Origin of the sequence: Rhizobium chutanense, from assembly GCF_002531935.1 — a bacterium.
Classification (GTDB): Bacteria; Pseudomonadota; Alphaproteobacteria; order Rhizobiales; family Rhizobiaceae; genus Rhizobium; species Rhizobium chutanense.
Genome location: NZ_NWSV01000019.1, coordinates 75030 through 97494, shown reverse-complemented (window position 1 = coordinate 97494; position 22465 = coordinate 75030). Strand labels below are relative to the sequence as shown.

At 62.7% G+C, this 22465-nt stretch carries 22 protein-coding genes; 12 read left to right on the top strand and 10 right to left on the bottom strand.

Going from position 1 to position 22465, the window contains the following annotated elements:
• Positions 1-13: 13 nt before the first annotated feature.
• Positions 14-427 carry a DoxX family protein gene (locus tag CO666_RS23520; protein WP_003588305.1) on the bottom strand — a complete coding sequence of 138 codons (414 nt, stop codon included), beginning with the start codon at positions 425-427 and terminating at the stop codon, positions 14-16.
• A gap of 211 nt (positions 428-638) precedes the next feature.
• On the opposite strand from CO666_RS23520, the gene CO666_RS23515 reads away from it, so the two are divergent.
• A complete protein-coding gene (locus tag CO666_RS23515) occupies positions 639-1349 on the top strand; it encodes a glutathione binding-like protein (RefSeq protein ID WP_097614557.1) in 711 nt (236 codons plus the stop codon).
• A gap of 203 nt (positions 1350-1552) precedes the next feature.
• On the opposite strand, the gene CO666_RS23505 is transcribed toward CO666_RS23515, so the two are convergent.
• The 4 genes from CO666_RS23505 to groES form a co-directional block, all read right to left on the bottom strand.
• Positions 1553-1999 (bottom strand): hypothetical protein, encoded by a 447-nt coding sequence (locus CO666_RS23505; RefSeq protein WP_097614556.1) that lies wholly within the window; start codon positions 1997-1999, stop codon positions 1553-1555.
• Between the two features lie 186 nt (positions 2000-2185).
• Positions 2186-2458, bottom strand: coding sequence for a hypothetical protein (locus CO666_RS33775; RefSeq protein WP_143540360.1), 273 nt, complete (start codon positions 2456-2458; stop codon positions 2186-2188).
• Positions 2459-2510: 52 nt separating this feature from the next.
• A complete protein-coding gene (gene groL, locus CO666_RS23500; RefSeq protein ID WP_097614555.1) occupies positions 2511-4151 on the bottom strand; it encodes a chaperonin GroEL in 1641 nt (546 codons plus the stop codon).
• Between the two features lie 70 nt (positions 4152-4221).
• Positions 4222-4518, bottom strand: coding sequence for a co-chaperone GroES (gene groES / locus CO666_RS23495; RefSeq protein ID WP_003545797.1), 297 nt, complete (start codon positions 4516-4518; stop codon positions 4222-4224).
• 281 nt (positions 4519-4799) lie between these two features.
• On the opposite strand from groES, the gene CO666_RS23490 reads away from it, so the two are divergent.
• The gene (locus tag CO666_RS23490; RefSeq protein WP_097614554.1) at positions 4800-5648 is read left to right on the top strand and encodes a TIGR01459 family HAD-type hydrolase; all 849 of its coding nucleotides are present in this window, start codon (positions 4800-4802) and stop codon (positions 5646-5648) included.
• Positions 5649-5662: 14 nt separating this feature from the next.
• Complete coding sequence (locus CO666_RS23485) at positions 5663-6646, top strand: bifunctional riboflavin kinase/FAD synthetase (protein WP_097614553.1); 984 nt, start codon at positions 5663-5665, stop codon at positions 6644-6646.
• Positions 6647-6656: 10 nt separating this feature from the next.
• Here CO666_RS23485 and CO666_RS23480 read toward each other — a convergent pair whose 3' ends face one another.
• Positions 6657-7115, bottom strand: coding sequence for a type II toxin-antitoxin system VapC family toxin (locus tag CO666_RS23480; RefSeq protein WP_097614552.1), 459 nt, complete (start codon positions 7113-7115; stop codon positions 6657-6659).
• Positions 7112-7375, bottom strand: a complete 264-nt coding sequence (locus tag CO666_RS23475; RefSeq protein ID WP_097614551.1) for a type II toxin-antitoxin system Phd/YefM family antitoxin — start codon at positions 7373-7375, stop codon at positions 7112-7114. Before CO666_RS23475 ends, CO666_RS23480 begins: the two co-directional genes overlap by 4 nt.
• 320 nt (positions 7376-7695) lie before the next feature.
• Here CO666_RS23475 and ileS point away from each other — a divergent pair, with 320 nt between their 5' ends.
• Entirely contained in the window at positions 7696-10728 is a 3033-nt protein-coding gene (ileS, locus tag CO666_RS23465) for an isoleucine--tRNA ligase (protein ID WP_097614550.1), read from the top strand.
• Positions 10729-10859: 131 nt separating this feature from the next.
• The gene (locus CO666_RS23460; protein ID WP_097614549.1) at positions 10860-11489 is read left to right on the top strand and encodes a hypothetical protein; all 630 of its coding nucleotides are present in this window, start codon (positions 10860-10862) and stop codon (positions 11487-11489) included.
• Between the two features lie 302 nt (positions 11490-11791).
• On the opposite strand, the gene CO666_RS23455 is transcribed toward CO666_RS23460, so the two are convergent.
• Positions 11792-12229, bottom strand: coding sequence for a nucleoside deaminase (locus tag CO666_RS23455; RefSeq protein WP_097614548.1), 438 nt, complete (start codon positions 12227-12229; stop codon positions 11792-11794).
• A 90-nt stretch (positions 12230-12319) separates the two neighbouring features.
• Between CO666_RS23455 and CO666_RS23450 the strand changes: the two genes are divergently transcribed.
• Genes CO666_RS23450 through CO666_RS23440 form a run of 3 tightly spaced genes read left to right on the top strand, consistent with a single transcriptional unit; the run spans position 12320 to position 15735 of the window.
• Positions 12320-14299, top strand: a complete 1980-nt coding sequence (locus CO666_RS23450; protein WP_097614547.1) for a pseudouridine synthase — start codon at positions 12320-12322, stop codon at positions 14297-14299.
• A complete protein-coding gene (rsmD, locus tag CO666_RS23445; RefSeq protein WP_097614546.1) occupies positions 14280-14840 on the top strand; it encodes a 16S rRNA (guanine(966)-N(2))-methyltransferase RsmD in 561 nt (186 codons plus the stop codon). The genes CO666_RS23450 and rsmD overlap by 20 nt, the downstream gene beginning before the upstream one ends.
• A 13-nt stretch (positions 14841-14853) precedes the next feature.
• On the top strand, positions 14854-15735 hold the full coding sequence (locus CO666_RS23440; RefSeq protein WP_097614545.1) for a patatin-like phospholipase family protein: 882 nt from the start codon (positions 14854-14856) through the stop codon (positions 15733-15735).
• On the opposite strand, the gene CO666_RS23435 is transcribed toward CO666_RS23440, so the two are convergent.
• The gene (locus CO666_RS23435) at positions 15724-16203 is read right to left on the bottom strand and encodes an EVE domain-containing protein (RefSeq protein WP_097614544.1); all 480 of its coding nucleotides are present in this window, start codon (positions 16201-16203) and stop codon (positions 15724-15726) included. The genes CO666_RS23440 and CO666_RS23435 overlap by 12 nt on opposite strands.
• A 217-nt stretch (positions 16204-16420) precedes the next feature.
• Positions 16421-18232, bottom strand: a complete 1812-nt coding sequence (locus CO666_RS23430) for a monovalent cation:proton antiporter-2 (CPA2) family protein (RefSeq protein WP_097614543.1) — start codon at positions 18230-18232, stop codon at positions 16421-16423.
• Between the two features lie 119 nt (positions 18233-18351).
• On the opposite strand from CO666_RS23430, the gene CO666_RS23425 reads away from it, so the two are divergent.
• From CO666_RS23425 to waaA, 4 genes are all read left to right on the top strand, one after another.
• On the top strand, positions 18352-19698 hold the full coding sequence (locus CO666_RS23425; protein WP_097614542.1) for a TldD/PmbA family protein: 1347 nt from the start codon (positions 18352-18354) through the stop codon (positions 19696-19698).
• Between the two features lie 113 nt (positions 19699-19811).
• Positions 19812-20621 (top strand): 3'(2'),5'-bisphosphate nucleotidase CysQ, encoded by an 810-nt coding sequence (locus CO666_RS23420; RefSeq protein ID WP_097614541.1) that lies wholly within the window; start codon positions 19812-19814, stop codon positions 20619-20621.
• Between the two features lie 62 nt (positions 20622-20683).
• Positions 20684-20932: a DUF4170 domain-containing protein gene (locus CO666_RS23415; protein WP_097614540.1), complete on the top strand. Its 249-nt coding sequence runs from the start codon at positions 20684-20686 to the stop codon at positions 20930-20932.
• Positions 20933-21137: 205 nt separating this feature from the next.
• A complete protein-coding gene (gene waaA / locus CO666_RS23410) occupies positions 21138-22457 on the top strand; it encodes a lipid IV(A) 3-deoxy-D-manno-octulosonic acid transferase (protein ID WP_097614539.1) in 1320 nt (439 codons plus the stop codon).
• The last annotated feature ends 8 nt before the right edge of the window (positions 22458-22465 follow it).

The window sequence follows — 22465 nt, the reverse complement described above, 5'->3', positions numbered from 1 at the left end:
ATGTCTGCTGGTATCAGGCGGCTGCGTAGGCGCCGCGGCGTGCGTCGATCGAATAGGCACCGGCACCGACTGTGGCGAGCAGGATGTATGCGCCGGCCAGCGTGATGTTCTTCATGACCATGATCTGGTTGAGGATGTTCACGAGTTCCGTGCCGCTTGCGTAGGGCAGGTGGAAGGCAACGCCCGTGAAGACACAGAAGGCGGCGAGCAGCCAGCCGGCAATGCGGACCTGGAAGCCTGTGAGAACCGCAAGGCCGGCCAGCAGTTCGAAAAGGCCTGCGACATAGGCCAACAGGGTTGCGGCCGGCAGGCCGGCACCGGCGATCATGCCCGCAGTACCGGCAGGATCGGTGAGCTTCATGAAGCCGGAAAGGATGAACATGAAGGAAAGAAGAATGCGGGCAATCAGGATGATGGCGTTCGACATGGATATTGTCTCCGTTTGAAGGACTCTGGAGATCTGGGTGCCCCGGCACCGGATGGACCTCGGATGCCTCTTATGTCGCCTTTTTCTTCTATTATGGAAAGATAAACGGAAGCGGACAGTTCGTTCAATAATATGGAACGATGTCCTGCCGTCGTCGCTTGCCTTTCACAAAGCCGGTCTTTTATGGTCGCCGCCCAACAAGGAGAATCCGATGGCAGATCTTTCCGCATTTCCGATTACGACGCGCTGGCCGGCGAAAAATTCCGACATTATCCAGCTCTATTCCCTGCAGACGCCGAATGGGGTGAAGGTCTCCGTCGCCCTCGAAGAGCTCGGGCTCGCCTATGAGCCGCATTATATTTCCTTCGCCGCCAACGAGCAGAAGTCGCCGGAATTCGAATCTCTCAACCCGAACGGCCGCATTCCGGCGATCATCGATCCGAATGGACCGGGCGGCAAGCCGATCGGCCTGTTCGAATCCGGCGCCATCCTGCTTTATCTCGCGGAAAAGACCGGCAAGCTCATCCCCGCGGATGCCGCCGGCCGCTACGAATGCATCCAATGGGTGTTTTTCCAGATGGCGGGCATCGGCCCGATGTTCGGACAGTTCGGTCATTTCCACAAATTCGCCGCCGACAAGGTCGCCAACAATTCCTATCCGGTAGAACGTTATCGCGACGAGTCCAAACGCCTGCTCGGCGTGCTCGAAGGCCGGCTGAAGGGCCGTCAGTGGATCATGGGCGATCTCTACACGATCGCCGACATCACCACCTTCACCTGGGTCCGCGGCGCCGACATCTTCTATGGCGGCCGCGAGCTTCTCGACTATGCGAAATTCCCCGCCGTCTCGGACTGGCTGGAGCGCTGTATTGCCCGCCCGGCGAGCGAAAGGGGCCTCAGCATACCGGTCAAGCCGGAGTAAGGAGCGGTTCAAGAGATCACCGATGCCGGCCCCTCATCCGGCTGCCGCCACCTTCTCCCCGCACGCGGGGCGAAGGGGCCAAGCCGCGCCCTCTCAGTTCCCCACCAGCCTCTCGCAAGGCACGTCCCCTCTCCCCGTCAGAACGGGGAGAGGGTTAGGGTGAGGGGCAGCCTCTGGCGTGGACTTAACTTTATTTTCCAGCCTTATCGCCGGCTTGTGATCTGCCTCGCGCCTTCGAGCTTGAAGCGCGGGAAGATGAAGACGCCGGCCATGCTGCCGCTGTATTTCTCCTCGAGCCCGTTCGACTCGCCCATGCAGAAGAGCGGCTGGCGCAAGCCGTTCGGCATGATGATCGTCGTCGAAAAACAGAAGGAGGAGCAGAGGGTTGCCGCCTGCTCGAACAGCTCCAACACGTGGCCGCGGTCCTTGCTGTCGTAGCAGCGGATCAGGCTCAACAACCCGCAGTCCCGCGCAGAGAGGCCGTGCAGCATCGTGCTCCATTCGCCGAGACGCAGCATGCCGCTCGACAGATCGCCGGTCCAGGCTTCGGAAATGGAAAACTGTGCCACCATCTCGTCATTTTGATTATCGTGGCTCAGCGAGCCGGGCATCAAAGGGATGGCTGCATTGGCTTTGGCGATCTTAAACAAGGCGTTCCCCCGTTCGCATGCGGCTCCTGCGCCGCATGCTCGGCAAACACAAAGAGACAGGATCATGTCGCTGCGGGCATGATGCCCGCGCCCCGCGCTCCGCCTCGCCTGATGGCGAGATATCGGCCGGCGCGCTTAATTGCAGCGCGGATTTATAGGGGCTTTTGAACAAACGGCAACGGTTTTTTAAGGGGTGTTCGGATCGGCACCATTTCCTGCGATGCTCGCATCTTCGAACTGCTGTGCGAAAATCATCACCGGAAGATCATCCTCACCGGCTTTGCAGGCCTTTTCCCCCATAGGACGCCGGAAATGCTGCCGCGACACCGCGATCTCTCGTGAACGAAAGAGACATGGCGCCGCAAGCCTCGCGCAAGCTTCGCGTCCGGGATATGCGATGCGGAGCCAGTTAAACGTTTTATCTGCCGAATCGGTGGCCAAAAGAAAAGGGCGACCCAAGGGCCGCCCTTCCTATTCCTGTCGGAATGGTATCAGTGACGGCTTTCGCCTATCACATCATGTCCATTCCACCCATTCCACCCATGCCGCCCGGCATGCCGGCAGGGGCATCCTTCTTCGGCAGTTCGGCGATCATGGCTTCGGTGGTGATCAGCAGCGATGCAACAGAAGCAGCGTTCTGCAGTGCCGTGCGAACGACCTTGAGCGGGTCGACGATACCCATGGCGATCATGTCGCCAAATTCAGACGTCTGGGCGTTGTAGCCGAAGTTGTCTTCGTTCTTGTCGAGGACCTTGCCGACAACGATCGAGGCTTCGTCGCCTGCGTTTTCAGCGATCTGACGAACGAGGGCCTGCAGGGCGCGGCGAACGATGTTGATGCCGGCTTCCTGGTCGTCGTTTGCACCCTTGACGTTGATCTTCGTGGAGGAGCGCAGGAGAGCGATGCCGCCGCCGGGGACGATACCTTCCTGAACGGCAGCGCGGGTCGCGTTGAGCGCGTCGTCGATGCGGTCCTTCTTTTCCTTCACTTCGACTTCCGTCGAGCCGCCGACGCGGATGACGGCAACGCCGCCGGCGAGCTTGGCAAGACGTTCCTGCAGCTTCTCGCGGTCGTAGTCGGAGGTGGTTTCTTCGATCTGGGCCTTGATCTGGGCAACACGGCCTTCGATGTCGGACTTGGCGCCCGAACCGTCGACGATCGTGGTGTTTTCCTTGGAGATCGAAACCTTCTTCGCACGGCCGAGCATGTCGAGCGTGACGCTTTCGAGCTTGATGCCGAGGTCTTCGGAGATGACAGTGCCGCCCGTCAGGATGGCGATGTCTTCGAGCATGGCCTTGCGGCGATCGCCGAAGCCCGGAGCCTTGACGGCAGCAATCTTCAGGCCGCCGCGCAGCTTGTTGACGACGAGCGTTGCAAGAGCTTCGCCTTCGACGTCTTCAGCGATGATGAGGAGCGGCTTGCCGGTCTGAACGACGGCTTCCAGAACCGGAAGCATCGACTGCAGGTTCGAGAGCTTCTTCTCGTGCAGGAGAATGAAGACGTCTTCGAGGTCGGCGATCATCTTTTCCGGGTTGGTGACGAAGTAGGGGCTGAGGTAGCCGCGGTCGAACTGCATGCCTTCGACGACTTCGAGTTCGGTTTCGGCGGTCTTGGCTTCTTCAACCGTGATGACGCCTTCGTTGCCGACCTTCTGCATGGCTTCGGCAATGTCGAGACCGACCTGCTTGTCGCCGTTTGCCGAGATCGTGCCGACCTGTGCAACTTCTTCCGAGGTGGAGATCTTCTTGGCCTTGGCCTGGAGATCCTTCACGACGTCGGCAACAGCGAGGTCGATGCCGCGCTTCAGGTCCATCGGGTTCATGCCGGCTGCAACGGCCTTGTTGCCTTCGCGAACGATCGCCTGGGCAAGAACGGTTGCGGTCGTGGTGCCGTCGCCGGCGATGTCGTTGGTCTTCGAAGCAACTTCGCGGACCATCTGGGCGCCCATGTTTTCGAACTTGTCTTCGAGTTCGATTTCCTTGGCGACGGAAACGCCGTCCTTGGTGATGCGCGGAGCGCCGAAGGACTTGTCGATGATGACGTTACGGCCCTTCGGGCCGAGCGTTACCTTGACTGCATCGGCGAGAATGTCGACGCCACGCAGCATCTTTTCGCGCGCGGTGCGACCAAACTTGATTTCTTTAGATGCCATGATTGAAACTCCTCAATTCGAGTGTCCGGGTTCTGGACCCGTCGGCTAGGTCGGAAAGGCCAGCGGCTGATCAGCCGATGATGCCCATAATGTCGGCTTCCTTCATGATCAGAAGGTCTTCGCCGTCGATCTTGACTTCGGTGCCGGACCACTTGCCGAACAGAATGCGGTCGCCAGCCTTGACGTCGAGTGCGACGACCTTGCCGGATTCATCGCGCGCGCCGGAACCGACGGCGACGATTTCGCCTTCCTGCGGCTTTTCCTTGGCGGTATCGGGAATGATGATGCCACCCTTGGTCTTGGCTTCGGACTCAACGCGGCGAACAACGACGCGGTCGTGAAGGGGGCGGAAGTTGGTGCTTGCCATTGTCTAATCCCTCGATCGAATGACATTCGCGGGCCGGAGCGGCCCACATGGATAGATGTTAGCACTCCCTTGCGGTGAGTGCTAGCGAGGAGCATTTAGGGATGGCTCCGAGAGGAGTCAATGAGAGCACTCACGAATTTTTGTGCCGGAATTGTGAAGAGGCGGGAGAATAATCGGAGAATGCCGCCGAAGCCCGGCCCGTTGCAGCATGATAAAGAAAAGGCCTTGCCATCGCCTTGCGCCTTTGCAATGTCACCGGTGACTGAAGCGGGGAAATCGGAATGGCCAGGCGGATAGAGAACTTCTCGGAGATAACAGGTCACTATGATGTGGTGCTCTGCGATGTCTGGGGCGTCGTTCACAATGGCGTCGATCCGTTTCCGAAGGCGGCCGCGGCTCTTGCAGCGGCACGCGCAAGCGGCGTTGCCGTCGTCCTCATCACCAATTCGCCACGCCTTTCCTGGCAGGTGGTCGAGCAACTGCGCCAGATCGGCGTGCCCGACGGCGCCTACGACCGGATCGTCACCTCAGGCGACGTCACGCGCCGGCTGATCGCCGAAGGGCCGAAGACGGTCTTTCTGCTCGGCCCCGAGCGTGACAAAGCGCTCCTCGAAGGCATTGGCGTCGAGCGCCGGCCGGCGGGCGAAGCGCAATCACTCGTCTGCACCGGCTTTTTCGACGACGAGACCGAGAAGCCGGAGGATTACACCGACATGCTTCTCGAATTCAAAGCCCGCGAGGTGCCGATGATCTGTGCCAATCCCGACCTCGTCGTCGAGCGCGGCCATCGCATCATTCCCTGCGCCGGCGCCATGGCCGCCTATTATGAGCAGCTCGGCGGCAGCACCCGCATCGCCGGAAAACCGCACCGCCCGATCTACGAGGCGACGCTGGCCGCTGCCCGCGAGCTTCGCGGCGATTTCCCCGTCGAGCGCGTGCTGGCGATCGGCGACGGCATGCCGACCGATGTGCGCGGCGCCTTGAATTACGGCCTCGACCTTCTTTACATCAGCGGCGGTATCCACGCCAAGGAATACACGTTGAACGGCGAGACCGACGAGGCGATCCTGAACGCCTATCTCGAGCGCGAAAAAGCCGCGCCGAAGTGGTGGATGCCACGCCTCGCATAAAGAGAAGCCAGCCGATGACCGTTTTCCACCGCAATGAAACCCGGGAACCTCTACCCGCCCATCTCAAAGGCGGCGTCATTGCCATCGGCAATTTCGACGGCGTGCACCGCGGCCACCAGTCGGTGTTGAATCGCGCGCTGGAAATTTCCAAAGCGCGCGGTATCCCCGCTCTGGTGCTGACCTTCGAGCCGCATCCGCGCACGGTCTTCCAGCCGCAGGCGCCGGTCTTCCGGCTGACGCCGGCGCCGCTCAAGGCCCGCATCCTGGAGACCCTGGGGTTCAGCGCCGTCATCGAATATCCCTTCGACTACGAATTCTCGCAGCGCTCGGCCGATGATTTCATCCATTCGATCCTGAAAGATTGGCTCGGCGCCTCCGAAGTCGTCACCGGCTTCGACTTCCATTTCGGCCGCGGCCGCGAGGGCGGTCCGGCCTTCCTCATGAATGCCGGCCAGACCTATGGTTTCGGCGTCACCCTGATCGATGCCTTCCGTGACGAAAATGCCGATGTCGTGTCGTCGAGCCATATCCGTGCGCTTTTGAAGGAAGGCAGCGTCAGCGAAGTCGCCGGCATGCTGGGCTACCGCTATACGGTGGAAGCCGAGGTGATCGACGGCGAGAAACTCGGCCGGCAGCTCGGTTTCCCGACGGCCAATATGCGCCTGCCGCCGGAGGTCGATCTTGCCGCCGGCATCTACGCCGTCCGGTTCCGCCGCCAGGACGGCACGCTGCACGATGGCGTCGCCAGCTACGGCCGCCGCCCGACGGTGACGGCAAACGGCGCGCCGCTGCTCGAAACCTATCTCTTCGACTTCAGCGGCGATCTCTACGGTCAACTCTGTGCCGTCTCATTCTTCGGCTATATCAGACCCGAACTGAAATTCGACGGTCTCGATCCGCTGGTCGCCCAGATCAAGCGCGACGAGGAAGAGGCGAGGGCGCTGCTGTCGGGCGTTAGACCGCTCGGCGCGCTGGATGGGAAATTGTGCTTTTCCTGATTGCCTTGAGTTATCTCCGGCTCAACGGAAATTGATCGGGATCATTGGTCCACGGATCGAAGACCGCCGCGCCGGAGAAGCGCGTATCCCTGACGTTTCGCGTGGCCAGATAGAGATTGTGCTCGATTGCCGTAGCGGCCAGCATCGTGTCGACAACCGATGGCGCATGTCCGGTTCGCAGTTTCACGCGCCCCGAAATGACGCCCCAATGCCTGACGGCCGTGTCGCTCAACGAGAGAATGCGTTGCGAAAACCGCTCCTCCAAGGCATCGCGGGAGGCCGCATAGCGATAGCGGTTCTGATCGTCCTCAGGCAGGTTTTCGATGCCTTTGTCATATTCGGCCAGCGTGAGGATGCTGATGAACATCCTCTCCTCGTCTTGAGCCGCAGCCCAGGATTTGACGGAGGGGGCGCCGTTGGGATTGATCAGCGCGGCAATGACGTTGGTATCGAGCAGCCAGCCGATCACAGCTCGGTATCCCGCCCGGAATCGGCCTCTCGCTCAAGGCCGAGCTCTTTGAGATCCAGGCTCTCCATGAAGGCGACGAAAGGCTTCTTCGGCTCGGCTTTGGTCAGCTGGTCGAGCTCTTCGACGCTGATGACGACGACGCTGTCGCGGCCGCGAACCGTCACGCGCTGTGGTCCTTCGCTGTGGGCGCGGCGAACCACCTCGCTGAAGCGCGCTTTCGCCTCCTCGAGCTTCCAGCTTTGCTTCGTCACTTTTTTCATGCGTCTATGCCTGCGACAGAAACTGGTCAGATAGTCAGATCATACCGTATGCTGTAAGCGTTTTCCAGCCCTACTGCTTTCGACGAGGTTTGCGGGCGTGCGAATTCTTCTCTTCCTTTTCCCGGCAAAAACGCCTATGAACCGGCGCTATGACGAAATTTCGGCTGGCGATCACGATGCGAATTATCGGCCCGGCCTTCCGCGCGCGCTAAGCGGCCGGGAGGTCCGGGTTTTCAGCGCTCTTACATGAGCGCTTCCGTCACCAGCTTTTTCACGCCCGTAGCGCCCCTTTCCGGGCCGCCAGAAACGATTGTCCCGATATGACCGACACAGCCGAAAAGATCGATTATTCGAAGACCCTCTATTTGCCCGAAACCGATTTCCCGATGCGCGCCGGCCTGCCGCAGAAGGAGCCGGAGCTCGTCAAGCGCTGGCAGGAGATGGGTCTTTACAAGAAACTGCGCGCTTCCGCCGCCGGCCGCGAGAAATTCGTCCTCCACGACGGCCCGCCCTATGCCAACGGCAACATCCATATCGGCCACGCGCTGAACAAGATCCTCAAGGACGTCATCAACCGCTCGTTCCAGATGCGCGGCTACGACGCCAATTACGTGCCCGGCTGGGATTGCCACGGCCTGCCGATCGAATGGAAGATCGAGGAGGAAAACTATCGCGCCAAGGGCAAGGCCAAACCTGACCTGAGCGAGCCGTCGGCGATGATCGAGTTCCGCCGCGAGTGCCGCGCCTATGCCGAAAAGTGGATCGCCGTCCAGGGCGGCGAATTCCAGCGCCTCGGCATCGTCGGCGACTTCGAAAATCCGTACCTCACGATGAACTTCCATGCGGAAAGCCGCATCGCCGGTGAGCTCCTGAAGATCGCCGCAAGCGGCCAGCTCTATCGCGGCTCCAAGCCGATCATGTGGTCGGTCGTCGAGCGCACTGCGCTGGCGGAAGCCGAAGTCGAATACCATGACTATGAGAGCGACACGATCTGGGTGAAGTTCCCGGTTTCGCGCATTCATGCGAACGACGACTTGATCGATGAGATTGCGGAACGACGTGGCCTCGAACCTGTTAACGACAAGGAGCCGGGCGATGTTGATAGCATAGATCAGCAAAGAGAAATGATACGCAAGGATGTCAAACAAAGCCTGGATAAATTCCTTGATGCCTGTGTTGTGATCTGGACAACGACACCGTGGACGATCCCTGGTAATCGGGCGATCGCCTACTCTCCTAAGGTCGCTTACGGTCTTTATGAAGTAACCGAAGCCATCAATGATTTCGGTCCGCGCCCAGGCGAAAAACTTATCTTTGCGGACAACCTGGTTGACGAGAGCTTTGAGAAAGCCAAGCTGCAATATCGGCGTATAGGCGACGTATCTGCCGAGGAAATGGAGACCTTGGTCTGCCATCATCCTCTTTTTGATCTCGGCTATAAGTTCGAGGTTCCACTGTTGGCCGGTGATCATGTCACTGACGACGCGGGTACGGGCTTCGTGCACACGGCTCCGAGCCACGGTCGCGAAGACTTTGACGTCTGGATGACGCATGCTCGCGAGCTTGATCGGCGCGGCATCGAGACGAAGATCCCGTTCCCGGTGGACGACGGCGGCTTCTACACGTCGGACGCTCCCGGCCTGAAAGGGGCACGCGTCATCGACGACAACGGCAAGAAGGGCGATGCCAATGATCGTGTCATCAAGGCGCTGATCGATTACGGCGCGCTCTTTGCCCGCGGCCGGCTGAAGCACCAATATCCGCACTCCTGGCGCTCGAAGAAGCCGGTGATCTTTCGCAACACGCCGCAGTGGTTCGTCTATATGGACAAGACCCTGTCGGACGGAACGACGCTGCGCACCCGGGCGCTGAACGCAATCGAAGACACGCGCTTCGTGCCCGCCGCCGGCCAGAACCGTCTGCGCGCGATGATCGAACAGCGCCCGGACTGGGTCCTTTCTCGTCAAAGAGCATGGGGCGTGCCGATCTGCGTCTTCGTCGACGAGCAGGGCGAAGTGCTGCAGGATGATGCCGTCAACCGGCGCATCCTCGATGCCTTCGATGTCGAAGGCGCCGACGCCTGGTTTGCCGAAGGCGCCAAGGAGCGTTTCCTCGGCAATGACCACGACCATTCCCGCTGGAAGCAGGTCATGGATATTCTCGATGTCTGGTTCGACTCGGGCTCGACCCACACCTTCACGCTCGAAGACCGCCCCGACCTGAAGTGGCCGGCCGATCTTTATCTCGAAGGTTCCGACCAGCATCGCGGCTGGTTCCATTCCTCGCTTTTGGAATCGGCTGCCACCCGCGGCCGTGCGCCTTACAACGCCGTCCTCACCCATGGTTTCACCATGGACGAGAAGGGCGAGAAGATGTCGAAATCGAAGGGCAACGTCACAGCACCGCAGGAAGTGATGAAGGATGCCGGCGCCGACATCCTGCGCCTCTGGGTGATGACCTCGGATTATGCCGACGACCTGCGTGTCGGCAAGACGATCATCCAGACCAATGTCGACGCCTATCGCAAGCTGCGCAACACCATCCGCTGGATGCTCGGGACGCTGGCGCATGACAAGGGCGAGGAGATTGCGCTTGCCGATCTGCCGGAGCTGGAGCAGCTGATGCTGCACCGGTTGACCGAGCTCGACGAGCTGGTACGCGAGAATTACGACAGCTTCGATTTCAAGAAGATCGCCCGCGCATTGATCGATTTCGCCAATGTCGAGCTTTCGGCCTTCTATTTCGATGTCCGCAAGGATGCGCTCTATTGCGACGCGCCGTCGAGCCTGCGCCGGCGCGCCAGCCTGCACGTCATCCGCCAGATTTTCGATTGCATGGTGACCTGGCTCGCTCCGATGCTGCCCTTCACCACCGAGGAGGCCTGGCTGTCGCGCAACCCATCGGCCGTTTCCGTGCATCTGGAGCAGTTTGCCCCGGTCGCCAAGGAATGGCGCAACGACGCCCTGGCGGAAAAGTGGAAGAAGATCCGCGCCGTCCGCTCGGTCGTCACCGGCGCCCTGGAGATCGAGCGCAAGGATAAGCGCATCGGCTCCTCGCTGGAGGCGGCTCCCGTCGTCCACATCGCCGATGCGGAGCTGATCAAGGCGCTGGAAGGCCAGGACTTCACCGAAGTCTGCATCACCTCGGCGATCGAGATTGTATCAGGCCAAGGCCCGGCGGAGGCGTTCCGCCTTGCCGAGGTGCCTGAGGTCAGCGTCGTGCCGAAGCTCGCAGAGGGTGAGAAATGCGCCCGCTCCTGGCGCATCACCAGGGATGTCGGTTCCGATCCGGCCTATCCCGACGTCTCGGCGCGTGACGCCGCCGCCTTGCGTGAACTCGGCATCGGCGCTTGAAGATATTTGCCGGGTGAATTGCGTTTTCGCGGTTCATCCGGTAAAAGCTGCCTGAAAATGGCCGGATTTTTGCGTCAGGGGGACGGTTGTCCGGTTGGGCAACGATTGCACCGGTGGCTGGAAGGGTTTTCATGTTCGCAACGCATTGGTTCCGTATGGGCGCCTGCCTGTCTGTCGTCATGGCGGGATGCTCCCTGGTGTCCAGCTGCGCCAGCAGCCCGACCTACGGCACCGACAAAACAGCCATGGAGCAATTGACCGACGACCTCGGTCAGTCCGTATCGTTGACCGGGCCGGACCCGAAGAACAAGGGCGTCAAATACACGCCGCGTCCGACGCTGGTGCTGCCGGCCGCCGGGCAGAAGGAAACCCTCGTTGCGCCGCAGCAGACGGTCGCCAACAAGGACAATCCGCAATGGATCGAATCGCCGGAGGAAACCCGCGCCCGCCTGGTTTCCGAGGCTGATGCGAACTCCGACAATCCGAATTACCGTTCGCCGCTCGCCAGCTCCGCCATTGAAGGCGGTCGCCGCACGACGGAAGCCCAGACCAAGGCCTATCGCGAAGCTCGCGCCCTGCAGAAGGGCTCCTATATCGATCAGCGCCGCTATATTTCCGATCCGCCGCCCGGCTATCGCACCGTCGACGATCCGGCCAAGCTCGACGATCTCGGCGAGCCCGAGCTCAAGAAGCAAAAGAAGCGCAAGAAGGACGCGGCGGTCGCCAACAGCGGCAATCAGTGGTGGAATCTGCTGCAATAGCGGGTTTTCTTAGGCGCCTCGCCGACGGGCCCCTCATCCGCCTGCCGGCACCTTCCCCACGTAAACGGGGCGAAGGGACACGCCGCAACATCTCCGTTCCCTGCCATCTTTGCCAAAACCCCTCCCCAACCCCTCCCCACAAGGGGGAGGGGCTAAGCCGGAGCGCCCGCCTCGTCCCACTTGAAACGTCGCAGATATGGAAAACCGGTGCGGCAGGTTAAGCCCCGCCCCCTTGTGGGGAGGGGTTGGGGAGGGGTCTTGGGCACAACCAGGCAGGTATGACGGCGCACAAGTGCCGCGAATTACAGCGCCTCTCTCTTTTGCGAAAAGAATGTCCGCAAGATCTCGGCCGATTGCACCTCGTTGAAGCCGGAATAGACCTCTGGCGCGTGGTGGCAGGTCGGCTGCGTATAGAACCGCACGCCATTGTCGACGCCGCCGCCCTTCGGGTCTTCGGCGCCGTAATAGAGCCGGCGGATGCGCGCAAACGAGATGGCTGCAGCGCACATGGTGCAAGGCTCGAGCGTCACGTAGAGATCGGCGCCGGCCAGGCGCTCTTGTCCGAGCGCTTCGCAGGCGAGCCTGATTGCGGCGATTTCGGCGTGGGCGGTCACGTCGTTGAGCTCACGCGTGCGGTTTCCCGAGCGCGAAACGGCAATATCGTCGATGACGACGACGGCGCCGATCGGCACCTCGCCGCGTTCTCCGGCGGCGCGCGCCTCTTCGAGCGCCATCTCCATGAAACGATTTGTCTTCACGATCGCACGAATTTCCACTTAACCGCAGATGCGTGACCTGATAGACAGGCCCAAAAGGCAGGCAAACAACAAATGACACCCAAAGACAAGCCAAAACGCCCGGGCGCAAAGCCGTTTTCACGGGACACCGAGCCGAAGACCGGCGGCAAGCAGGGCGGCGGCAAGCCGGCAAAGGCAGCGATCGCCGCCGAGACCGACGGCGACGCGAAGGCGGAACGCATTTCCAAGGTGATGGCGCGCGCCGGTGTCGCCTCCCGCCGCGACATCGAACGCATGATCATGGAAGGCCGGGTGACGCTGAACGGCAAGGTTCTCGACACGCCGGTCGTCAACGTCACGCTGGCCGATCGGATCGAGGTCGACGGCGTGCCGATCCGCGGCATCGAGCGCACCAGGCTGTGGCTTTATCACAAGCCCGCGGGCCTGGTGACCACCAATGCCGATCCGGAAGGCCGGGCGACCGTCTTCGACAACCTGCCGGAAGAACTGCCGCGGGTCATGTCGATCGGCCGCCTCGATATCAACACCGAAGGCCTGCTGCTGCTCACCAATGATGGCGGTCTTGCCCGCGCGCTCGAGCTGCCTGCGACCGGCTGGCTGCGCCGCTACCGTGTCCGCGCCCATGGCGAGATCGATCAGGAAGCGCTCGACAGACTGAAGGACGGCATCGCCGTCGACGGCGTGCTCTATGGCTCGATCGAGGCGACGCTCGACCGCACGCAAGGCTCGAACGTCTGGATCACCATGGGCCTTCGCGAAGGCAAGAACCGCGAAATCAAGAACGTGCTCGGCGCGCTCGGCCTCGACGTCAACCGTCTGATCCGCATTTCCTACGGCCCGTTCCAGCTCGGCGACTTGCCGGAAGGCCATGTCATCGAAGTGCGCGGCCGCACGCTGCGCGACCAGCTCGGCCCGCGCCTGATCGAGGAAGCCAAGGCCAATTTCGACGCGCCGATCTATAACGCCCCGGCCGTTGCCGCCGAGGAAGAGGCGGAGCCCGCAGCCCCGGAAAAGCGCGAGCGTCCGCGCCGCGGCGAGGACAAGCGCGAACGGGCGCTGAGCCGCCTCGACACCAAGCGCGACGACCGCCATGGCGGCGGCCGCAGAGATGACGATCGCCGCGACGGCGGCCGCAGGGATGACGACAAGCCGAAGCATCCCCAGCCGCTCGGCCAGCGCCGCAGCGCCAATGTCTGGATGGCGCCGGGCGCCCGGCCGCTCGGCGAAAAGGCGGCGGCGAAGGCCGCCAAGAATGCCCAGACCGCACGCAGGCGCGGCGAGGCGCCGCCGGCAAAAGGCACTGGTTTCGACCGTATCGAGGATCGCCCGCGCACGCAGGTGAACCGCGTGCGCGAGGAGGATGGCGAATGGATCCGCTCGAGCGAAGAGCCCCGTCGCAAGGATGAGGGCGAAGGCGCCGGCCGCAAGCGCTCCTTCGGGGATCGCTCCGCCCGCGAAGACCGCGGTTTTGGCGACCGCCCGGCGCGCGGCGAACGCCGCCCGCGTGAAGGCGGCGACGAACGCCCGCGCACCAGAAGCTCCGCCGGCGAAGGCCGTTCGGAGCGTCCGCGCGGCGACCGGCCTTTCGGCGATCGTCCCTCGCGCGGGGATCGCCCCTTCGGCGACAAGCCGCGCGGTGACCGCAAGCCGCGTGGCGATGGTGACGAGCGTCCCCGTGCAGCCAGAGCCGCCGCCGGTGAGGCCCGCTCGGAGCGCCCGCGCGGCGATCGGCCGTTTGGCGACAAGCCGCGTGGGGATCGCAGGCCGCGCGAGGATGGCGACGAGCGTCCGCGGGCAGCCAGAAGCTTTGCCGGCGAGGGTCGCGCCGAGCGTCCGCGCGGCGAGAGATCGTTCGGCGACAAGCCTGCGGGTGACAAGCCCCGCGGCAAGGGCTTTGCGGGCAAGCCAGGCGGGCCTAAGAAGTTTTCCGGTAAGCCGAAAGGTGCCAAGCCGGGCAGTGACAGGCCGGGCGGCGACAGGCCCGCGGGCGGACCGTCCAGAGGTGGTGGAAAAGGAAAGGGAATGACGCGCGGTGCGGATCGTCGGCGGTGAATTTCGCGGACGGCCTCTCGCCGTGCCAAAATCCAACGAGATCCGGCCGACTGCCGACCGGACGCGCGAGAGCCTGTTCAATATATTGAGCCATGCCTATCCGGACTGCGTCGACGGCACCCGGATCCTCGACCTTTTTGCCGGGACCGGCGCCGTCGGCCTCGAAGCCGTGTCGCGCGGCTGTCGCCATGCGCTTTTCGTCGAAAACAGCGTCGAGGGCAGGGCGCTGCTCTGGGAGAATATCGATGCGCTCGGCCTGCACGGCCGCACGCGCATCCTGCGCCGCGATGCCACCGATCTCGGCAGCGTCGGCAACCTCGAACCCTTCGACGTGCTGTTTGCCGACCCGCCCTATGGCAAGGGCCTCGGCGAAAAGGCGATGGCGGCCGCCGCCGTCGGCGGCTGGTTACGGCCGGGCGCGATCGCGGTGCTCGAAGAACGCGCCGATATTGTCGTTTCCGTACATCCTTCCTATGTTTTCCTCGAAAACCGCATCTTTGGCGATACGAGGGTGCATTTCTTCCGGTATCAGCCGCAATAAGCGGGGGCGGGGCGTGCAGCAGGCAGAGATCATCAGCCCGAAACTGCCTGCGATCAGCGATCTTCCGACGGTCGCCGTCGCTTTCGGCGGCGGCGGCGCGCGCGGGCTTGCCCATATCCATGTCATCGAGACGCTCGACGAACTCGGCATCCGGCCGGTGGCGGTGTCAGGCTCGTCGATGGGGGCGATCATGGGGGCCGGCATGGCCGCCGGCATGTCCGGCGCCGCAATCCGCGAACATGCGCTGGCGACCGTCGGCAACAAGACGGCCGTCATCGCCCGCATCTGGGGCCTGAGGCCGGCGACGGTGCGCGATGCGGTGGCCAAGGGCGTCCGTATCGGCCAGTTCAATCTGGAGCGGATCCTCAAGGCCTTCTTGCCCTCCGAGCTGCCGGCCCGCTTCGAGGATCTGCTGGTGCCGATGAAGGTCATCACCACCGACTATTACGGGCAAAGCGAAGTCATCATCGAAGAGGGGGAGCTGTTTCCGGCACTCGCCGCTTCTTCCGCCATTCCCGCCGTCTTCATGCCTGTGCGCCTGCGCGGCCGGGTGATGATCGACGGCGGCATCAGCAATCCGGTGCCCTACGAACCACTGATGGATCTTGCCGACATCGTCATCGGCATCGATGTCGTCGGCGCGCCGGAGGGCGACGGCACCCATATTCCGAACCGCATGGAAAGCATCTTCGGCTCCGGCCAGCTGATGATGCAGACGGCGATCACGCTGAAGCTGAAGATCCGTGAGCCGCATATCTTCCTGCGCCCGGCAGTCGGCCGCACCGGCGTCATGGATTTCCTCAAGGCCCGCGAAGTGCTAGCCATGTCGGTCGGCGTCAAGGACGATTTGAAGTTTGCCCTCGACCGCGAGATCGAAGCGCGGCTAAAGCGCTAAAGAACCTTGCACGGGAACCGCTGCACGCATCCGGGCGGCGTGCATGAGCGGTTCAGCGAGCATCGCTTCGGCGATGAGCTCGGCATCGTCATTGTCGATTTCGAAGAGACCAAAGCGCAATCGATAGCCCCAGCCTGCCCGATCGCTCGTGAAGGACAGCCGACCGATGAGCGGCCGGATCGGCGTTTCCACGGCCCGCCACCAGGCGACATCGCGCCTCCAGGGGCGGAAACCGGGGTGAACTTCCACCTGATATGCCGCCGTTTCCTCGACCACGCCAATGGCCGTGAACGCCTGCAGGCGATCCTTGCCGCCAAATGTTTCGGTCGGTGAATAGTAGATCACCCGGTCGCCGGGCGCGCTTCGCTTCAGCGGTGCGGCCTTGCCATGACAGACCTGCATGAACCCGGCTTCGCGCCCGATGCGGACATGGTTTGCTGAGGCGACAGCGATCCAGCTGCGGGACATGTTTCAGCCCTCCGCAACGTTGTAGACGCGCAGGCGGTGCCCGTCGGGATCGGCTGCGTCGGCTACGAAAAGGAGAACGCCGTTGCCGTCGATCATGGTGAGCCTCCTGTTTGGGTTTCAGGAGGAACTCTACAGAGATATGCTGACAGATTCTGGCAGTAGCCTTTGCCTCTGCCGCCGTTCAATCCGCGCAAGCCTGGCACGTCGCGGCGTTGATTTATGCGTCCGCCGTCGCATCGGCGGTGCCTGCCAGCGGGTCGTCCTCGAAAGCATCGCTGGCGCGTTTCGGCTTGACTAGCGGTTCGGGACGGACCGGGTGGGAAAACAGCATGTCGCGCCCGGCCTGCAGCCCTTCGGACACCTGCAGCACCAGCCGTGCCTCGTCGCGCTTGCGGATATCCTCGCCGATCTCATAGGCGTCGACCTCGGAAACGCCGAGCGCCTCCAGCGTTCGCCGCCCGAAGAGCAGGCCCGATTCCAGCGTTTCGCGCAGTTCGTAATCGACGCCCTTGTTGCGCAGCTCGATCGAATGGATGCGGTCGTAGGAGCGAACATAGAGCCTGGTATGCGGATAGTCCGCCTGCACCAGTTCCACCACCTTGTCGGTGATCTCCTTCTTCTGCGTGCAGACGAGCACGATTTTTGCCCGGTCGATGCCGGCCGAGCGCAGCACGTCCTTGCGGGCGCCGTCGCCGAAATAGATGCGGAAGCCGAAGGAGGAGGCCTGGCGGATGCGGTCCGCCGAAAAATCGATGACGGTGACGCTGCGCCCGCCGGCAAGCAGGATCTGGGCGGCGATCTGGCCGAAACGCGAGAAGCCGACCATCAGCACGTCGGCGCCCGCGCCCTCGAAATCCTCGTCCAGCTCCTCATGCGCGTCGCCGCGCAAGAGCCGCTTCGAAAGGGCCGCGCCGATCGGCGTCAGCGCCATGGAGAGCGTGACGATCGCCACCAGCAGCGACGCGGTGCTCGTCGACATCAGCCCGGCCGTCCCCGCCGTGGTAAACAGCACGAAGCCGAATTCGCCGCCCTGCGGCAGCAGGAAGGCGATGCGGATCGCATCGTCATGCGGCGACCCCGAGATCCGGCAGAGCCCATAGATGATGACCGCCTTGACCGCCATGACGATCGGCACGGTGACGATGACGAAGAGCACGTTGTCCAGGAGAACGTCGAGCTCCAGCGACAGGCCGACGGCGATGAAAAAGATAGCGAGCAGGACGCCGCGGAAGGGCTCGATATCCGCCTCCAGCTCGTGCCGGTAGGAGGATTCGGCCAGCATCACGCCGGACAGGAAGGCGCCCATCGCCATCGAAAGCCCGGCAAGCTGCATCAGGCTTGCCGATCCCATGACGACGAAGAGGGCGGCGGCGATCATCGCCTCGCGCGCGCCGGTCCGGGCGATGATCTGGAAGAGCGGCGTCAGCAGGTAGCGCCCCATCAGGATCATCGCCGCGACGGCGCCGATGGCGACCGCAAAACCGAGCAGCGGCGCATTGCTGCCCCTGCCGCCGTCGAGAATGGTGATCAGCGCGAGCAGCGGCACGATCGCCAGATCCTGGAACAGGAGCATCGAGAAGGAGCGCTGCCCATATCGCGTATTGACGTCGCCATCGCCCTCGAGGATCTGCATGGCGAAGGCGGTCGAAGACAGGGCCAGGCCAAATCCGGCGACGATGCTGCCGCGCCAGTCGAAAACCTCCGAAAACCAGGCGAGCGCCGTCAGCGCCAGCCCGGTCACCACCACCTGCGCCGTGCCGAGGCCGAAAATGTCGCGCCGCATCTGCCAGAGGCGGCTGGGTTTCAGCTCCAGTCCGATGATGAACAGCAGGAAGACCACACCGAGTTCGGCGACGTTGAAGATCTGTTCGCCATCGGTGATGCCGTGGAAGACCGGGCCGATGACGATGCCGGCAGCGAGATAGCCGAGCACGGTGCCGAGCCCGAGCTTCTTGAAGATCGGCGCGGCCACGACCGCTCCGCCGAGCAGCAGGATCGTTTCGGAAAAAAGGGCATTGGGCGCGGACATGCTGGCGATTTCTTTCGACGGCGGGGAACATGCAGCCAGCCCCGACAAAGAATCGGTGGCGGCGGCCTTGATGCTTGGGAGAGTGCACAATAAATGGAAGCCGAAGGAAAGGCCAAATCATGTCCTCTGAAATCGATTCCTCGACACTTCTTTCCCGCGCAAGTCAATTGATCGATCTGGCCAGGAAGGCAGGAGCGGATGCCGCCGACGCCGTCGTCGTCCGGTCGCGCTCGCAATCGGTCAGCGTCCGCCTCGGCAAGGTCGAGGGCACGGAATCCTCCGAAAGCGACGATTTTTCGCTGCGCGTCTTCATCGGCAAGCGTGTCGCCAGCGTTTCGGCCAATCCGGGCTTCGATCTCAAGGCGCTTGCCGAACGCGCCGTCGCCATGGCCAAAGTCTCGCCGGAAGATCCCTTCGCCTGTCTGGCGGATGAGGCGAGCCTTTCGAGATCCTATCCCGACCTGCAACTGCTCGATACCACCGAAGTCTCCTCCGAGATGCTGCGCGAGGCGGCTCTTGCCGCCGAGACGGCGGCCCTTGCGGTCAAGGGTGTCACCAATTCTTCCGGCGCCGGCGCCTCGGCCGGCATGGGCGGCCTGGTTCTCGCCACCTCGCACGGTTTTGCGGGCAGCTACATGGCTTCGCGTTTCGGCCATTCCGTCAGCGTCATCGCAGGCGAAGGCACCGGCATGGAGCGCGACTATGATTTCGACAGCCGCCTCTATTATGCCGAGCTCGACGATCCCGCCGAAATCGGCCGCCGCGCCGGCGAACGGGTGGTCAAGCGCATCAACCCGCGCCAGGTGCCGACCGGCAAGGACGTCACCGTCATTTTCGACCCGCGCGTCGCCCGCGGCTTCGTCGGCCATATCGCCGGCGCGATCAACGGCGCTGCCGTTGCCCGTAAGTCCAGCTTCCTGCGCGACAGGATGGGGCAGCAGGTGCTGAAGTCGGGCCTGTCGATATCAGACGATCCGCTGATTGTGCGCGGCCCCGCCTCGCGGCCCTTCGACGGCGAGGGCGTGTCGGGCGAGCGGCTGGTGATGATTGAGGACGGCGTCTTGAAGCACTGGTTCCTCTCGACCTCGACCGCTCGCGAGCTGGGTCTGGAAACCAACGGCCGCGGCGTGCGCGGCGGCACATCGGTCTCGCCGTCCTCCAGCAACCTTGCGCTGGAACCCGGCGACATCTCGCCGGAGGAGCTGATCCGCAGTGTCGGCAACGGTTTTTATATCACCGAATTGATCGGCCACGGCGTCAACATGATCACCGGCGAATACAGCCGAGGCGCCACGGGCTTCTGGATCGAGAACGGCGAACTGACTTTCCCGGTGTCCGAGGTGACGATCGCCTCGAACCTCAAGGAGATGTTCATGCGCCTGACGCCGGCAAACGACATCGACCGAAAATTCGGCGTGGCCGCCCCGACCTTCGCCATTGAAGGCATGACGCTTGCAGGGCGCTAGAGCGGTCGCGCAAAACCGAGCTGCGCGTCTGTAATGCATAAAGCAGAGACATGATGCGCGATTTTCGGGCGACATCATGCTCCCAGGATTGAATTGAGAAACGGATCGATGGGATGAGCGATAGCAACAAGGACCGCTGGCAGAGCGATCTGATGCTGATCGCCGATGCCGCGAAAGAGGCGGGTGCGGTTGCTTTCGGCTTCTTCAACCAATCGCCCGAGGTCTGGTGGAAGAACGGCGATCGCTCCCCCGTCAGCGCCGCCGATTTTGCCGCCAACAAGACGCTCGAGACCATTCTGCGCAAGGCCCGGCCGGATTACGGCTGGCTCTCTGAAGAAACCGACGACGATGCCGACCGTCTCGGGCGTCAGACGGTTTTCATCATCGATCCGATCGACGGCACGCGCGCCTTCCTCGGCGGGCAGAAGGTCTGGTGCGTCAGCGTCGCGGTCGTTCATTGCGGCCGGCCGGTTGCCGGTGTGCTCTACGCCCCGGCGCTCGAAGAGCTCTATCAGGCCGTCGAGGGCGGGGTGGCGATGAAGAACGGCGTGCCGCTCGCCGTCTCCGTCGCCGGAGCGGAAGAGACGAGCCGCCTTGCGATCGGCGAGGACCTGCTGACGACCTTCCCGCCGGAGTTCCGCGCCCGGGTCACGCGCCAGAAATACATTCCCTCACTCGCCTATCGCATCGCTATGGTGGCGGACGGTCGCCTCGAAGGCACCTTCGTCAAGGGCAATTCGCATGATTGGGACTTGGCCGCCGCCGATCTCATTCTGGCTTGCGCCGGCGGTGGCCTCGTCGATCTCGACGGCCGGCCGGTCGTCTACAACAGCGCCGACGTGACCCACAAGGTTCTTTGCGCAGCACCCGCGTCGCGCATCGATGAATTTCTCACGGCATTTGCGGGGCGAAGAGACAGTTGACGTTTCCGTCAAAATCCCGCAGATGGGATGACGGAGGAGAACAGGCAGAAAGAGAACAAAAAATGACTGAATCCGGTGACAAGAAGCAGCTTTTGCATCTCGTTTTTGGCGGCGAACTGGAAAGCCTCGATGACGTCCAGTTCCGTGATCTGAAGGATCTCGATATCGTCGGCATTTTCCCGGATTATGCCACGGCGCTGACAGCCTGGAAATCGAAGGCGCAGCAGACGGTCGACAATGCGCATATGCGCTACTTCATCGTCCATATGCATCGGTTGCTCGATCCGCAGGAAAAGGCCCGAGGCGACTGAACCTCGGCAACTGAGCTCGGCTGGCGACCTCGGCCAAGGCCATCCGCAAGTGCCGCCGGCGACCTCCGGCGCACAGGGTTTTCGCGCATCGGGCGCGCGTCGTTCCGGATTGCCTGACGCATTCTGAACAAATTGATCGGTCATTGGGCCGCAACGATAATGAGGGAATGGGTTTGATGTCGATCTTGGATCGGAGGCTGGCGCAATGAGCTCCCGGATGGCTCGGTTCGGTCTGAGCGCATACCGTCTGGCGGGAACCGTGGCCTCTCCTGTTGTCGGCCTCTATATCACCTACCGCACGGCCAAGGGCAAGGAAGACCGGGCGCGCCGCCTGGAGCGCTTCGGCTATCCGAGCGCCAACCGGCCGCAAGGCCCGCTCGTCTGGTTTCATGCCGCAAGTGTGGGTGAAACCAATGCCGTCATCCCGCTGATCCGCGAAATCCGCCGCCGCGACATCCATGTCATCCTGACGACCGGCACCATCACCTCCGCCAGATTGGCCGCCGAGCGGCTCGGCAATGAGGCGATCCATCAATATGTGCCGCTCGATCTGAAGCCCTCCGTCAGCCGCTTCCTCGATTATTGGCAGCCCGATTGCGCCATCATCGCCGAATCCGAGATCTGGCCGGCAACGGTGCTGGAACTCGGCCGCCGCCGGATTCCGCAGATCCTGATCAATGCCCGCATGTCGGACCGCTCCTTTGCCCGCTGGCGCCGCCGCCCGGCAATCGCCGAAGCCTTGTTCGAGAATCTGGCTCTCGTCATCGCCCAGTCGGATATGGATGCCGAACGTTTCCGCGATCTCGGCGCTGTCCCCGTGATCACCTCAGGCAATCTGAAGGTCGATACCGACGCACCGCCCTATGACAGCGCTGTCCTTGCCCGCTACAAGAAGCAGATCGGCGAGCGCAAGACCTGGGCGGCGATCTCGACCTTCGACGGTGAGGAGAATGCCGCCGCCATCGTCCATCGGGCGCTGAGAGAGCGCGATCGTCAATTGACGATCATCGTGCCGCGTCACCCGGAACGCTGCGACGAGATCGAGGCAGCGCTCGTCAAGCAGGGGCTGAAGGTCGCCCGTCGCACCCGTGACGATGTCCTGTCGGCCGATGTCGATATTTTCCTCGGCGATACGATCGGCGAAATGGGCCTCTATTTGAGACTGACGGAAATCGCCTTCGTCGGACGCTCGCTCTTTGCCGAAGGCGGCCAGAACCCGCTGGAGCCCGCCATGCTTGGCTGCGCCGTCCTCTCCGGCGGCCATGTGCAGAATTTCCGCGATGCCTATCAGAAGCTTGCCCGCAGCGGCAGCGCCCGCATGGTGCGCGATACCGAGATGCTGGCCAAGGGCGTGCATTACCTGCTGATCAACGACGAGGCCCGTCGCACCATGATCGAGGCCGGCATCACCGCCGTGCACGAGATGCGCGGCGCGCTGACCGCGACCGTGAAGGGGCTGGAACCCTATATCAATCCGCTGACGGTAAAGGCGCGGCTGTTGCCGAAAGCCGTGGCCCAAGTCTAAGGATATAT

Bases quoted from the DNA above. Each gene is read 5' to 3' on its own strand.
- CO666_RS23450 (WP_097614547.1), top strand. From the start codon at position 12,320: ATGACACCCAAAGACAAGCCAAAACGCCCGGGCGCAAAGCCGTTTTCA.
- CO666_RS23520 (WP_003588305.1), bottom strand. From the start codon at position 427: ATGTCGAACGCCATCATCCTGATTGCCCGCATTCTTCTTTCCTTCATG.
- CO666_RS23420 (WP_097614541.1), top strand. From the start codon at position 19,812: ATGAGCGATAGCAACAAGGACCGCTGGCAGAGCGATCTGATGCTGATC.
- CO666_RS23490 (WP_097614554.1), top strand. From the start codon at position 4,800: ATGGCCAGGCGGATAGAGAACTTCTCGGAGATAACAGGTCACTATGAT.
- ileS (WP_097614550.1), top strand. From the start codon at position 7,696: ATGACCGACACAGCCGAAAAGATCGATTATTCGAAGACCCTCTATTTG.
- CO666_RS23415 (WP_097614540.1), top strand. From the start codon at position 20,684: ATGACTGAATCCGGTGACAAGAAGCAGCTTTTGCATCTCGTTTTTGGC.
- CO666_RS23430 (WP_097614543.1), bottom strand. From the start codon at position 18,232: ATGTCCGCGCCCAATGCCCTTTTTTCCGAAACGATCCTGCTGCTCGGC.
- groL (WP_097614555.1), bottom strand. From the start codon at position 4,151: ATGGCATCTAAAGAAATCAAGTTTGGTCGCACCGCGCGCGAAAAGATG.
- CO666_RS23515 (WP_097614557.1), top strand. From the start codon at position 639: ATGGCAGATCTTTCCGCATTTCCGATTACGACGCGCTGGCCGGCGAAA.
- CO666_RS23425 (WP_097614542.1), top strand. From the start codon at position 18,352: ATGTCCTCTGAAATCGATTCCTCGACACTTCTTTCCCGCGCAAGTCAA.
- CO666_RS23485 (WP_097614553.1), top strand. From the start codon at position 5,663: ATGACCGTTTTCCACCGCAATGAAACCCGGGAACCTCTACCCGCCCAT.
- CO666_RS23455 (WP_097614548.1), bottom strand. From the start codon at position 12,229: ATGGAGATGGCGCTCGAAGAGGCGCGCGCCGCCGGAGAACGCGGCGAG.
- CO666_RS23475 (WP_097614551.1), bottom strand. From the start codon at position 7,375: ATGAAAAAAGTGACGAAGCAAAGCTGGAAGCTCGAGGAGGCGAAAGCG.
- CO666_RS23435 (WP_097614544.1), bottom strand. From the start codon at position 16,203: ATGTCCCGCAGCTGGATCGCTGTCGCCTCAGCAAACCATGTCCGCATC.
- CO666_RS23460 (WP_097614549.1), top strand. From the start codon at position 10,860: ATGTTCGCAACGCATTGGTTCCGTATGGGCGCCTGCCTGTCTGTCGTC.
- waaA (WP_097614539.1), top strand. From the start codon at position 21,138: ATGAGCTCCCGGATGGCTCGGTTCGGTCTGAGCGCATACCGTCTGGCG.
- groES (WP_003545797.1), bottom strand. From the start codon at position 4,518: ATGGCAAGCACCAACTTCCGCCCCCTTCACGACCGCGTCGTTGTTCGC.